14 protein-coding genes are annotated in these 13,242 nt (G+C 61.1%); 7 read left to right on the plus strand and 7 right to left on the minus strand.

Translation table 11 applies throughout. The features are described from left to right. Positions 1 to 22: 22 nt before the first annotated feature. Positions 23 to 1,249, plus strand: coding sequence for an FAD-dependent monooxygenase (locus So717_RS04720; protein ID WP_159975061.1), 1,227 nt, complete (start codon positions 23 to 25; stop codon positions 1,247 to 1,249). On the opposite strand, the gene So717_RS04725 is transcribed toward So717_RS04720, so the two are convergent. From So717_RS04725 to So717_RS04745, 5 genes are all read right to left on the minus strand, one after another. Then, the gene (locus tag So717_RS04725) at positions 1,246 to 1,434 is read right to left on the minus strand and encodes a Trm112 family protein (protein ID WP_159975062.1); all 189 of its coding nucleotides are present in this window, start codon (positions 1,432 to 1,434) and stop codon (positions 1,246 to 1,248) included. The two genes, So717_RS04720 and So717_RS04725, sit on opposite strands and share 4 nt — an antisense overlap. Then, positions 1,431 to 2,075, minus strand: a complete 645-nt coding sequence (locus So717_RS04730) for an LON peptidase substrate-binding domain-containing protein (protein WP_159975063.1) — start codon at positions 2,073 to 2,075, stop codon at positions 1,431 to 1,433. The genes So717_RS04725 and So717_RS04730 overlap by 4 nt, the downstream gene beginning before the upstream one ends. Positions 2,076 to 2,102: 27 nt before the next feature. Then, positions 2,103 to 3,020 (minus strand): thioredoxin, encoded by a 918-nt coding sequence (gene trxA, locus So717_RS04735; RefSeq protein WP_159975064.1) that lies wholly within the window; start codon positions 3,018 to 3,020, stop codon positions 2,103 to 2,105. Positions 3,021 to 3,071: 51 nt separating this feature from the next. After that, positions 3,072 to 3,860, minus strand: a complete 789-nt coding sequence (locus So717_RS04740; RefSeq protein WP_159975065.1) for an exodeoxyribonuclease III — start codon at positions 3,858 to 3,860, stop codon at positions 3,072 to 3,074. A gap of 254 nt (positions 3,861 to 4,114) precedes the next feature. After that, on the minus strand, positions 4,115 to 4,801 hold the full coding sequence (locus So717_RS04745) for a response regulator transcription factor (RefSeq protein ID WP_159975066.1): 687 nt from the start codon (positions 4,799 to 4,801) through the stop codon (positions 4,115 to 4,117). 161 nt (positions 4,802 to 4,962) lie between these two features. On the opposite strand from So717_RS04745, the gene ribA reads away from it, so the two are divergent. Together ribA and So717_RS04755 are read left to right on the plus strand one after the other, a co-directional pair. Continuing rightward, entirely contained in the window at positions 4,963 to 6,051 is a 1,089-nt protein-coding gene (gene ribA / locus So717_RS04750; protein ID WP_159975067.1) for a GTP cyclohydrolase II, read from the plus strand. Continuing rightward, positions 6,048 to 6,563: a L,D-transpeptidase family protein gene (locus So717_RS04755; RefSeq protein WP_159975068.1), complete on the plus strand. Its 516-nt coding sequence runs from the start codon at positions 6,048 to 6,050 to the stop codon at positions 6,561 to 6,563. Before ribA ends, So717_RS04755 begins: the two co-directional genes overlap by 4 nt. Here the strand turns inward: So717_RS04755 and So717_RS04760 are convergent, their stop codons facing one another. After that, the gene (locus tag So717_RS04760) at positions 6,564 to 7,217 is read right to left on the minus strand and encodes a YggS family pyridoxal phosphate-dependent enzyme (protein ID WP_159975069.1); all 654 of its coding nucleotides are present in this window, start codon (positions 7,215 to 7,217) and stop codon (positions 6,564 to 6,566) included. A 103-nt stretch (positions 7,218 to 7,320) separates the two neighbouring features. Next, positions 7,321 to 8,316, minus strand: a complete 996-nt coding sequence (locus tag So717_RS04765; RefSeq protein ID WP_159975070.1) for a porin — start codon at positions 8,314 to 8,316, stop codon at positions 7,321 to 7,323. Between the two features lie 255 nt (positions 8,317 to 8,571). On the opposite strand from So717_RS04765, the gene So717_RS04770 reads away from it, so the two are divergent. The 4 genes from So717_RS04770 to holA all read left to right on the plus strand — a co-directional run bounded on the left by So717_RS04770 (position 8,572) and on the right by holA (position 13,173). Further along, the gene (locus So717_RS04770; RefSeq protein WP_159975071.1) at positions 8,572 to 9,069 is read left to right on the plus strand and encodes a DUF3576 domain-containing protein; all 498 of its coding nucleotides are present in this window, start codon (positions 8,572 to 8,574) and stop codon (positions 9,067 to 9,069) included. Positions 9,070 to 9,156: 87 nt separating this feature from the next. Next, on the plus strand, positions 9,157 to 11,709 hold the full coding sequence (gene leuS, locus So717_RS04775) for a leucine--tRNA ligase (protein ID WP_159975072.1): 2,553 nt from the start codon (positions 9,157 to 9,159) through the stop codon (positions 11,707 to 11,709). Continuing rightward, positions 11,696 to 12,175: an LPS assembly lipoprotein LptE gene (gene lptE, locus So717_RS04780; RefSeq protein ID WP_159975073.1), complete on the plus strand. Its 480-nt coding sequence runs from the start codon at positions 11,696 to 11,698 to the stop codon at positions 12,173 to 12,175. Before leuS ends, lptE begins: the two co-directional genes overlap by 14 nt. Next, on the plus strand, positions 12,172 to 13,173 hold the full coding sequence (gene holA, locus So717_RS04785; protein WP_159975074.1) for a DNA polymerase III subunit delta: 1,002 nt from the start codon (positions 12,172 to 12,174) through the stop codon (positions 13,171 to 13,173). The genes lptE and holA overlap by 4 nt, the downstream gene beginning before the upstream one ends. Positions 13,174 to 13,242: the final 69 nt, after the last annotated feature.

Consider the following 13,242-nt stretch of genomic DNA (forward strand, 5'->3'; position numbering starts at 1 on the left):
CCGCGCGCCCTATGTCAGACCTATGAAAACTGACAGCGATATCCTTATCGTGGGCGGCGGGCTGAACGGCCCCGCCCTGGCGCTTGCGTTGGCCAGCGCCGGGCAGAGTGTGACCCTCATTGATGCACTTCCGCTCAAGACCCGCAAGAGCACGGGGTTTGACGGGCGCTCCTATGCGCTGGCGCTCACATCAACGCGCCTTTTCAAGGCCTTGGGCCTATGGGACACGCTTGAAAACGTGGCGCAACCCATGCTCGACATCAAGGTAACGGACGGGCGTGCGGGCGAAGGCCCCTCGCCCTTCTTCATGCATTTCGACCATGCGGAGATCGAGGAAGGCCCCATGGGCTTTATGGTCGAGGACCGGCACCTGAGGCCCGCGCTCCTGCAGGCTGCAAAGGCCTCTCCGCTGATCACGCTGGTCAACAACGAAGAGGTCCTGGCGCAGGAGGTCGCGCCCACCAGGGTGACCGTGTCGCTCGCATCCGGCAAAACACTGTGCGGGCGGCTGTTGGTTGGGTGCGATGGCCGCGCGTCGGGGACGGCCAAACGCGCAGGTATCTCGCGCACGGGCTGGGGTTACGGGCAAACGGCGCTGGTCTGTGCGATCAAACACGCGCAGCCCCACCACGGGGTGGCGCATCAGTTCTTCATGCCGCCCGGTCCGCTGGCGATCCTGCCACTGACCGGGGACCGCTCCTCCATCGTCTGGAGCGAAACCGACGCCAACGCTCAGGCCATCAACGCTCTGCCCGAGGCTGCGTATCTGGACGTGCTGCGTCCCCGCTTTGGCAGCTTTCTGGGAGAGATTTCGCTGGCAGGCGCCCGGTTCACCTATCCGCTCTCGCTGTCGCTGGCCAATGCGCTGATCGCACCCCGCGTCGCACTGGTGGGAGACGCGGCACATGGGGTCCACCCGATTGCCGGGCAAGGGCTGAACGCCGGCATCCGCGACATCGCCGCCCTTGCAGATGTGATTGCGGACGCCGCGCGGCGGGGCGAAGACATTGGCTCAACGTCGGTCCTGGGCCGCTATCAGCAATGGCGACGCTTTGACAATGTAACGCTGGCCTTGGCGACGGACACGTTCAACAAGTTGTTCTCGAATGATAATTCTTTAGTACGCGGCATTCGCGACCTCGGGATGGGCGTGGTGGCCCGTCTGCCAGGCTTGCGCCGTGGGTTCATCCGCGAAGCTGCGGGGCTGACAGGTGATCTGCCGCGACTGCTGCAAGGCAAATCGCTCTAATCGAGCACCCGCGCCTCGTCCACCAGCATGACCGGGATGCCGTTGCGGATCGGATAAGCGAGGTTGGCCGCAGCAGAAATCAGCTCCTGCCGCTCCGCATCGTATTTGAGCGTGGTCTGACTGCGCGGGCAAATCAGCGCCTCCAGCATATGCCGGTCGAACTCGGTCACTGTGATATCTGTCATTGGATCATCTCACTCTCACTGCCGCCGCGCAGCTGGTATTCAATCAGGGTGATCAGGGTCTCGCGGCGGGTTGGCAAGGAAGGGGCCTCCAGCAGCGCCTGTTTGTCCTCCGGGTCGAAATCCAGCATCATTGATAACGAGTTGATCAGCAATTCATCATCGGCGTCTTTCAAGGTGTCCCAGTCGGCTGACAGCTCCCGCGCATCGAAGTAGCGCCCGAGCAGTGTCATGAACTCCGGCCGATCAAACCCGCTGTCCTTCTCGTCAGGGCCGAGGTCGCGGTCGAACCCGTCCCATTTGACATCACAGCGCCGATAGGGCGTGAACCCCTGAACCTCCTGCACCACACGAAAACGCGATACACCACCCAATGTGATCAGATAGCGCCCGTCCTCGGTTTCCGAAAACTGTGTGATCCGCCCCGCACATCCAATGGAGTGCAAGCCAGGTCCGGCCCGCCCCGGAACCTCGTTGGGTTGAATCATCCCGATCAACCGGGCCGGGGTCTTGAGCGCATCTTCCAGCATCTGCAGATAGCGTGGCTCGAATATGTGCAGTGGCAACCGCGCCCGCGGCAGCAACAGCGCCCCGGACAACGGAAAGATTGCAATGGTATCGGGGAGCTCAGCGGCCTTTATCATGGAAGAAGATCTAGCCCGTGGGCCGCGTCAGGCAAATATCATTGAGCTGAGTTTGCGCCGCCCGTTCAGGACCACCGGGTCATTTGGTTTGAGCGCATCAAAAATGGTGAAAAGCTGTGTCTTGGCAGCACCTTCGTTCCACTCGCGGTCTCGGCGGAACAGCTCCAAGAGTTCAGCGACAGCGCCATCGACATCGCCACCGGCATGCAGCGCCAGGGCCAGATCAAACCGGGCCTGATGATCATCCGGGCTGGCCTCGACCGCTGATCTCAACTCATCCTGTGGCCCTGCACTTTCGGCCTGACGCGCCAGCTCAAGCTGCGCGTGAGCCGCTTCCAATTCGGGCGAATTCGATATTTCTGCGGGCGCCCCGTTGAGGATCGCTTCCGCCTGATCCAGCTCGCCCATGGCGATATGGGCACGCACCATGCCGCCATACGCGCCCGCGTGGTTCGCGTCTTCGCCGAGGATGGCCGCAAAGGTCTGCGCCGCATCCGTCGCGGCCCCCTCGGTCAGCATCTCTTCTGCTGCGGCCACGGCCTCATCCAGCGTGTCACCCGGCGCCTCGCCGCCCGCCGCCTTGACCACCCGGTCAATGAACGCCTTGATCTCGGATTGCGGCACGGCGCCCTGAAACCCATCCACCGGCTGGCCCTTGAAAAAAGCGTAAACCGTGGGGATCGATTGGATCTGCAGCTGACCGGCGATCATCTGCGCCTCGTCAACATTGACCTTGACCATTTTCACAGCGCCCTTGGCGGCGCGCACGGCCTCTTCCAACTGCGGGCCGAGGGTCTTGCAGGGACCGCACCAGGGCGCCCAGAAATCGACGATCACCGGGACGGTCTGCGATGCCTCGACCACGTCCGCCATAAAGGTCGCCTCAGTGGTGTCCTTGATCAAATCGGCATCGGTGGGGGCGGCGCTCAGGTTCAGGTCCATCATCTTTGTCCTTCCGGGTTGCGTCAGATCTTATATGGGAGGAACGCCCCCGATTCAAAGGTCAAAACCGGCAAAGACCGGCGCATGATCGCTGGGCTTTTCCCAGCCGCGCACGTCCCGCATGATCCGGCTGGAATGGGCGGCATTGGCGATGTCCGCGCTGGCCCAGACATGGTCCAGCCGACGCCCCTTGTCAGCGGCGTCCCAGTCGCGCGCGCGATAAGACCACCAGCTGTAAAGTCGCCCCTCCGGAATGTCATTGCGGGTCACATCGACCCAGCCGCCCGCGTCCTGCGTCTGACCCAGATGCTCGACCTCGATGGGCGTGTGACTGACAACTTTCAATAGCTTTTTATGGTCCCAGACATCATCTTCGCGCGGCGCGATGTTGAGATCACCCACAAGGATCGCCTTTTCGGGGCGGTTGTCACGGAACCAGTCCCGCATATCCGTCAGATAGTCGAGTTTCTGGCCAAACTTCTCGTTCACGTCGCGGTCAGGCACATCGCCGCCTGCTGGGACATAGAAATTGTGCACGGTCACGCCGTTTTCCAGCTGCCCGGCAATGTGGCGCGCGTGTCCGAGACTTGCAAAGTCATGCGCGCCCACCTCCTGCATCGGCAGTTTCGACAGGATGGCGACGCCGTTGTAGCCCTTCTGCCCGCGCGCAACCATGTGGCCGTATCCCGCCTCGGCAAAGGCCTCCAGCGGGATCTTGTCGACCGGGCTTTTGCACTCCTGCAGGCACAGCACGTCGGGGCCATGCTCCGCCATGAGTTTCAGGACAAGCTCTGCGCGCAGCCGAACGGAGTTGATGTTCCATGTCGCGAGGGTAAAGGCCATGTGTCTGCTCCCATCAGATGTCGCGGCACCCTAGCCCGTCACGCGGCCCTCTGCCATGGCGAAACATGCGCATCCGACAAGGGTGGCGGTTCGGCCGGATTCCGGGCAAAAAAAGACCGGGCACAAGGCCCGGCCAAGTCCAACAGGGAGGTTGTATGTCATAACCCGGACATACACGGGATTCTGTAACAGGTGTGAATGACCATCACCTGAGTCGAATATAAGATCAAAATGGTTAATAAAAACCCAACATCTTAAGCAATGAGACGATATCCGCCGGATTCTGTCACCAGCAGGCGGGCATTGGAGGGGTCAGGCTCGATTTTCTGCCGCAGACGGTAGATGTGTGTCTCCAACGTGTGGGTGGTGACACCGGCATTGTACCCCCAGACCTCGTGCAGCAGCACATCGCGCGGGACCACGCCATCGGTTGACCGGTAGAGGAATTTCAAGATGTTGGTCTCTTTCTCGGTGAGGCGGACTTTCTTCTCATCCTCGGTGATCAGCATCTTCATGGACGGCTTGAAGGTGTAATGGCCCAGCTGAAACACCGCATCCTCGGATTGCTCGTGCTGCCGCAGCTGCGCGCGGATACGGGCCAGCAGCACGGGAAACTTGAACGGCTTGCTGACATAATCATTTGCGCCCGCATCGAGGCCCAGGATCGTATCCGCATCGCTGTCATGCCCGGTCAGCATCAGGATCGGACTTTTCACACCCTGTTTGCGCATCAGGCGGCACAGCTCACGACCGTCCGTATCGGGCAGACCCACGTCGAGGATCACCAGATCATAAAGCGCCTCTTTGGCGCGCAGCATGGCGTCCGCGCCATTGGCGGCTTCGAAAACGTCAAAGTCTTCGGTCATGATCAACTGCTCGCTCAGCGCCTCGCGCAGATCATCATCGTCGTCGACCAAAAGTATTTTTTTCAACTGTGGCATGGGCTGTCTCCCTTGGATTTTGAAAAAATGTGCCTTCTGCGCCTCGCGCGCAACCGGGCGGCAAAATCTCTCACGCGGTCGTGTTGCAGCCCCGGCGAAATGTTTCAATTCTGTCCGAATTGGCCTAGAACAGCAGCGAATTTTTCAGGCATTGTAACATCATGAGCATCGGACCAGACATCACCGAACAGCTGGCGCGTGCCCGCGCCGACCTGCGCATGGGCGTGCCCGTCGTCATCGATGGCGATGCTCCGGTGCTGATTTGCGCCGCCGAGGCGATGGAGGCTGCGCGGCTGACAGCCCTGCGTGACATGCCGGGTGACAGCGTGCTAGCGATCACCGCGCGCCGCGCAGAGACGCTGAAAGCACGCGCCTATGACGGCGATCTGGCCCGCATTCTGCTGCCGGAGGATGCAACGCTGGACTGGGTGCGCAGCATTGCGGACCCCGCAGATGATCTGATGACACCGATGAAAGGCCCGCTGCGCTGTGCCCGTGGGGGAGATGCGGAAAGCCATCGCGCAGCGCTCAGCTTGGCGAAATCAGCACGGTTATTGCCTGCCGTGCTTGTCACACCGTTGCACGACGCCAGCGCCTTTGCCGCAACCCATGGGCTGACGTGCTTTTCCTTGGCGGACGCACAGCCCCATCTGGCCCTGCGCAGCCCGCTGCATGAGGTCGTGAGCGCCCGGCTGCCGCTTGAGGTGTCTGAGGCAGGACGGTTGCATGTGTTCCGCCCCGAGGATGGCGGCGAGGAGCATTATGCCGTTGAAATCGGTCGCCCGGATCGCGCGCAACCGGTGCTGGCGCGGCTGCACTCGGCGTGCTTCACCGGTGATCTGATGGGATCGCTGAAATGCGACTGCGGCCCGCAACTGCGCGGTGCATTGGCACAGATGGGCGCTGCGGGCGAGGGTGTGCTGCTCTATATGAACCAAGAGGGGCGCGGTATTGGTCTGGCCAATAAGATGCGCGCCTATTCACTGCAGGATCAGGGCTTTGATACTGTGGACGCCAACCACCGGCTGGGGTTCGAGGATGACGAGCGCGACTTTCGCCTCGGCTCCGATATCTTAAAAGAGCTTGGCTTTTCGAGTGTGCGTTTGCTGACCAACAACCCGCGTAAGGTCGAGATGATGCAGGCCAGCGGGATCAACGTGACCGAACGCGTGCCCCTGGCCGTTGGGGAGAATCCGCATAACACGGCCTACCTGCGGACTAAGGCGCGAAAGTCTGGGCATTTGTTGTGAGCCCCGATGATCTGGTCCTCACTCCCCGGGGCTTGCGGTTTCAGGGGCAGCTTTATCCCTGCACGGTGGGCAAGGGCGGCTGCACAGCGCGCAAGCGCGAGGGCGACGGTGCAACACCTATTGGATGCCACAGGATTGTGGGCATGCTCTACCGTGCAGACCGGATCGCGCGGCCTGCGGATTGGGCGCTGCCCATCGGACCTTTGGATCTGTGGTCAGATGACGTGGCGGCGCCAGATTACAACATGATGGTCCGCGCCCCTTACTCCGGCAGCCATGAAAAGCTGCGGCGTGCCGATCCGCTTTACGATATTGTCATTCTGACGGATTGGAATTGGCCTTACGCCGTGACGGGCCGTGGCTCAGCCATCTTCATACATCAGTATCGGCGCCCCGGTTATCCGACCGAGGGCTGCATCGCTCTGTCGCGTCATCATCTGCGGAGGCTGGCGCGCAGCATCCGCTTTCACACCCGACTGATTGTGCCGGAAAGCAGCGCAGACTGGGCGTAGTCACCCCGGGGTGCGCGCACCAAAGATGGCGGAGCCGACCCGAACATGTGTTGCGCCCAAGGCGATGGCCCTCTCGAAATCCGCGCTCATCCCCATGCTCAGGCCGTTCAAACCATTGCGCTCGGCGATCTTGGCCAAAAGCGCGAAGTGCAAGGAGGCCTCTTCCTCGATGGGCGGAATGCACATCAGCCCCTTGATCGGAAGATCCAAGGCCCGGCATTCCGCCACAAAGGCGTCGACCTCTGCCGGTAAGACTCCGGCCTTCTGCGGCTCCTCACCGGTGTTGATCTGAACAAAAAGGGCAGGGCAGCCCCCCGTTTCCTGAGCCAGCCGTGCGAAACTCTTGGCCAACTTCGGACGGTCCAGGGAATGGATGGCTTGAAAGAGCTCGAACGCCTGCCGCGCCTTGTTGGTCTGCAGCGGGCCGATCAAATGCAGGTCGATCCCGTCGAAGTCAGCCCGAAACTCGGGCCACTTCCCGGCGGCCTCTTGCACCCGGTTTTCGCCGAAACACCGATGCCCTTCCTTGAGCACCGCCTCAACCCGCGCATTGGGCTGGACTTTCGAGACCGCGATGAGTGTGACAGAACCTACGGGCCGCCCCGCCGCAGCCTCCGCTTTAGCGATCTGTTCGGAAATATCTTGCAGTGCCATACGTGCCTCCGACCGTTCGATTTGGGCACAAGATAACAGCGGGGCACAAAAGAAAAGGGGCGAACCGAAAGGTCCGCCCCAATTTCTAAAGCTTGGTTTCGACTTAGAAGTCGAAGCGCACACCCAGGTCGGCGCGTGTGTCGCCGCCATCGTCTTCACCGACACCGCCGCGCAAACTTACGCCACCGCCGAGGCTGTGGCGAAAGCCGAGCGAGTAGGCTGTGTCGTTGTTGTCAACACCATTGTCGCTGACAACAAAGCGGATGTCTGTCGCGGCGCTGATGTCGTAGCCAAGACCAATACCGAACGCTGTGTCAACATTGTCGGTGCCATCAATATCGATGTCCGCAATCAGCAAGTCGTAGGTGAAGGCACCGGACGAACCATGCAGCCCGATCGCTACAAATTCCGCGTCATCTGTCAAGTTGGAGTTCAGACCGTTCACTCCAGTTACGTTCTGGACCTCACCGTAAGCAAAGCCGACTTTCAGGTTGTCGCTGATCTGGTAGCCAACACCGATCTGAAACTCTTCGTAGCTTACGCCATCTCTAGAGTCTGCTTGATACGAGACTGCGAAGGTGAAAGCGTCCACCGCGTAACGCGCTTTGACTGTTGGGATGACCTCCCCGTCATCGGGGTCGCTTGTACCGAAACCAGAAACAGGCAAGACGAAGTTGCTGGAAATCTCGCCGAAGTCGGTCAGACCAACGCCTGTGTTGCCGAAGTAGTCGATCACATCACCGGAGTCGAGAACGTCCGATGTGTTACCGACGTCCAGACGGAAACCACCAGATTCAACATTGAATTCTGCTGCACTGTTTTGAGCGACGCCGCCGCCGTTATTGCCTTCGTCCGACTGGAACCGAATCCGTCCGCCGAACTCAACACCACCGTCTGTCACAGACAGAACGCTGACGTTCAGACGGAAGCGCTGCTCGATGCGTGTGTCATCGCTGGAGAAGCCTTCGTCGTGTACCAGACCGAAGCGGCCGTAGCCATCGAGTGTGACTGTTGAGCTGCCGACGCCGTTCACGACGTCCGCGCCAACAACGCTCGACGTCGCGATCAGCGCTGTCGATGCGATAAGGAGTTTTTTCATATTCTGACCCTCAGATTAAGAGATTGCCAGGATCACTAACCCGATCCCGGAATATGCTGAGCTATAGTCCTTTCGGCGCGCCAATCTCAAGGGCGCGAAAAGCGGGCCAAACTCTTTCGGACTAGCTGATGCTTGATTGCCACACCACCGAAACACAGCCACATCTCCTAGTCTTCTTTTATTGGATCTCCACCGCTTGCCGCTCCTATGCATTTTAAGTATCGTCGCGCCAAACGGAACATGGGATCACCGAAAATGAGCAAATTGAAGGTGGCGCGATGGTTGGGAATCGCCCTGCTGGCCGCTGGTGTTGCAGGCTGCAGCCCTGAACCACTGACAGAGGCCGAGCAGGAAGCGCTGGATGAGCGGTTCGACCCACGCTTCCGGGGCCGCGAAGGTGACGAGCGCGATACAACCACCATCTGGGAAGCCTTCAGCCGTCGCAACACCGAGACCAATGTCGCCGTCAACAAATACATCTGGAGCGCCTCGCTTGAGGTCCTGGAGTTTCTGCCGGTGGAATCGGTGGACCCATTCACCGGTGTGATCATCACTGGTTTTGGTCGTCCGCCCGGCGGGGGCCGCGCCTACCGTGCAACCGTACTGATCAATGACCCGGCGCTGGATGCGCGCGCGCTGAATGTTTCGCTGCAAACCCAGGGCGGGCCCGCAAGTGCCGCAACCGTGCGCGCTGTGGAGGACGCGATCCTAAGTCGCGCCCGCCAGCTGCGTATCGCCGACAACCGGCTCTAGAACAAAGATTTTTCAAATCCAAGGATACCAGCACCGGGCCCCGTCATCACCACGGCTCCCGGCGCTCACACGTGAAAAGGACGCATTATGACGCGTTACACCCCCGACGAGATCGAGGCCCGCTGGCAAGAAGCCTGGGCGCGCGACGAAATCTTCAAGGCGGTGCGCTCCGCCGACAAACCGAAATACTATGTGCTGGAGATGTTTCCCTACCCCTCGGGGCGCATCCACATGGGCCACGTGCGCAACTACACCATGGGCGACGTGATCGCGCGCTACAAGCTGGCCACCGGTCACAACGTGCTGCACCCGATGGGCTGGGATGCGTTCGGCATGCCCGCAGAGAACGCCGCCATGGCCATCGGCGGTCACCCGAAGGACTGGACCTACGGCAACATCAAGGACATGCGCGACCAGATGAAGCCGCTGGGCCTCTCCATCGACTGGTCGCGCGAGTTTGCGACCTGCGACGTGGCGTACTACGGCCAGCAACAGGCGCTGTTTCTCGACTTCCTTGAGGCAGGCCTCGTTTACCGCAAGAACGCCCAAGTGAATTGGGACCCGGTTGACATGACCGTTCTCGCCAATGAGCAGGTGATTGACGGCAAGGGATGGCGCTCGGGCGCAGAGGTGGAACGGCGCGAGCTCACGCAGTGGTTCTTCAAGATCTCGGACATGGCCGGTGAGTTGAAAGACGCGCTGGAGGGTCTTGAGAACTGGCCCGCCAAGGTCCGCCTGATGCAGGAGAACTGGATTGGTGAGAGCCGGGGGATCGAGATTCCGTTTGAGCGCACCGATGGCGACGGCACGATCCTCTGCTACTCAACCCGGCCCGACACCATGCGCGGGGCGTCGTTTATTGCCGTCTCGCCGGATCATCCGGTCTCGAAGGCGCTGGAGGGAACCACCCCGGAGCTCACCGCCTTCATCGACGACTGCCGCAAGATGGACACGACCGAGGCGGCCATGGAGAAGGCCGAGAAGAAGGGCATCGACACCGGGCTGCGGGTCAAGCACCCGGTCTATGAGGGCGTGGAATTGCCGGTGTGGATCGGCAACTTCGTCCTCATAGATTATGGTACGGGTGCTGTCTTCGGCTGCCCGGCGCACGACCAGCGTGACCTCGATTTCGCGCGCAAATATGACCTGCCAGTGCAGAACGCCTTTTACATGCCTGACGATGAGACCGAAGTGGGCACAGAAGCGCTCGTGCCCGCCAAGACCGAGACTGTCGTCTATATCGACCATTTCGCCGGGATCGCCGAGGTCACCAGCCAGCAGGGCATCGACGCGACCATCGACTATTTCGAGGCAAATGGCCTCGGCAAAGGCCAGACCAAGTATCGCCTGCGAGACTGGGGCCTCAGCCGGCAGCGATATTGGGGGTGCCCGATCCCGGTGGTGCATTGCGACGACTGCGGTGTGGTGCCGGAGAAGAAAGAGAACCTGCCGATCGAGCTGCCCTATGACGTCAGCTTCGACGTGCCGGGCAACCCGCTCGACCGGCACCCGACCTGGCGCGACGTGGCCTGCCCCACCTGCGGCAAACCGGCCAAACGCGAGACCGACACGATGGACACCTTCGTCGATTCGTCGTGGTACTTTGCCCGGTTCACAGCACCGGGTGCTGAGACACCCACCTCGATAGAGGATGCCGCATATTGGATGAACGTCGATCAATACATCGGCGGTATCGAGCACGCGATTCTGCACCTGCTTTACTCGCGCTACTTCGCGCGGGCGATGCAGATCACAGGTCATCTGCCGCAAGGCACAGAGGAGCCATTCGATGCGCTCTTCACGCAAGGCATGGTCACGCACGAGATCTACATGACCCGAGACGAAAGAGGGCGGCCCGTCTATCATCTCCCCGATGACATTCATTGGACCGAATCCGGCGCACGCCTTGGGGCAGACGGCCCCATGGTCGAGGTGGTGCCTTCGGCCAAGATGTCTAAATCCAAGAAGAATGTGGTCGACCCGGTCAATATCATCTCCGCCTATGGTGCTGATACGGCGCGCTGGTTCGTGCTGAGCGATTCGCCCCCCGAACGCGATGTGGAGTGGACTGCCGCGGGCGCCGAGGCCGCGTTCAAGCACCTCACACGGGTCTGGAATCTCTGCGACCGGATCGGCGGCATGGACAAGGCCGCCAAAGGTGAAGGCGACACAGAGCTGCTGCGCGCCATGCACGGCTGCATTCATGACGTGACCCTGGGCATCGAAAGCTTCGGCTTCAATGCGGCCATCGCCAAGCTCTATGCCTTCACGGCCACCTTGCAGAAATCCAAGGCGAGCCATGCGGCACAGCGTGAAGCGGTGATGACGCTTGCGCAGCTGATGTCGCCGATGACACCGCATCTGGCCGAGGACATCTGGGCGCATCAGGGCGGCGAGGGTCTGATTGCGACGGCGCCCTGGCCCAAGGCGGATGAGGCCATGCTGGTCTCTGACACGGTTACGCTGCCCATTCAGGTGAACGGCAAGCGCCGGGCGGAAATCACCGTGCCCGCAGACATGCCGAAAGAAGAGGTTGAAAAGGCCGCGTTGGCAGATCAGGCTGTGATCAGAACGCTGGATGGCGCCAGCCCCAAGAAGATCATCGTGGTGCCCGGACGGATCGTGAATGTTGTTGTTTGATCGCAGAACCCTGCTGATGCTGCCGCTGGCTCTCTCTGCCTGCGGCTTCACACCGGTCTACGCGCCCGGCGGTGGTGCAACACAGCTGCAAAACAGCATCACTGTGGCCGAACCCAGCACCCGCAACGGGTTCCTGATCACCCAGCGCATTGAAGAGAAGCTCGGGCGCGCCGTCGATCCGGACTACCGGATGACGCTGTCGGTCAGCACTGGCCAACAGAACGTCGCTGTGGACCGCGAAGGCAGCACCACGCGGTTCAATATTATCGGTCGAGCCAACTATTCCCTGATCGAAACCAGCACCGGCAGGGTGGTCACCTCGGGCAAGGTGGAAAACTTCACCGGCTACTCCGCCGCAGGCACAACCGTTGCGACAGTGGCTGCTCGGCGCGATGCACAGCGGCGTCTTATGATCCTGCTGGCCGACCAGATCGTGACCCGGACACTGGTCGCCGATCTGGGATGAAGCTGTCCACCCGTGATGCCAATGCCTATTTCGCCAAACCGGATGCGGGTAAGACCGGGCTGCTGATCTACGGCGCGGACGGCATGCGCGTCGCGCTGAAACGTCAGCAAATGCTGGCCGCTCTTTTGGGCAAGGGTGCGGAAGAAGAAATGCGCCTCGGCCGAATGAGTGGCGCGGACATCCGCAAGGACCCCGCCATGCTGTTGGACGCAGTGAAGGCGGTAGGTTTCTTCCCCGGACCCCGCGCCGTTTTTGTGGAAGAAGTGAACGATACTGCAGCCCCTGCGATGCTCGCTGCCCTCGCGGACTGGCAGCCGGGGGATGCCCAGATCGTGGTGACGGCAGGCGCGCTGAAACCCACCTCGAAGATCCGCAAGGCGTTTGAGGCACATCCGCAGGCCTATGCCGCCGCCATCTACGACAACCCGCCCTCGCGGGACGAGATCGAAGGCGCGCTGCGTGATGCGGGCCTCGGTGATGTCCCCTCCGACGCCATGGCAGCGCTGGGAGATCTGGCGCAGGCCATTGATCCCGGAGACTTCCGGCAGACCATCGAAAAGCTGGCGCTGTACAAGATGGGCGACGCTGCGCCCGTTTCACTGGCAGATATCACTGCCTGCGCGCCCACCTCAACCGAAGCCGATATTGATGACATCCTGATGGTTGTCGCCGAAGCCCGCACGCAGGAGATTGGCCCGGTGATGCAAAAACTGGTGGCGCAAGGCGCGACACCGGTGGGGCTGTGCATCGGGGCGATGCGTCACTTTCGTGCCCTGCACCGGGCCGCCAGCGATACCTCCGGGCGCCCTGCGATTTTCGGGCCAAACCGCGACCGGATGTTGGCGCAGTCGCGAAAATGGGGTGCTGCGAAACTGGAGAACGCAATCACCTTGCTGACAGATACCGACCTGCAGCTGCGCTCCGCCGGGCAGAACGCCCCCGGCATGGCGCTTGTCGAACGTGCTTTCATTCGGCTGTCGATGCTCGGTGGGCGCTAAAGCGTCATGCGAAAAACCTGAATCACATAACGCTGCCTGAAACCATAGATTTCAACGCGTGACGTGATA

It is taken from the genome of Roseobacter cerasinus, assembly GCF_009811755.1.
Lineage (GTDB): Bacteria > Pseudomonadota > Alphaproteobacteria > Rhodobacterales > Rhodobacteraceae > Roseobacter > Roseobacter cerasinus.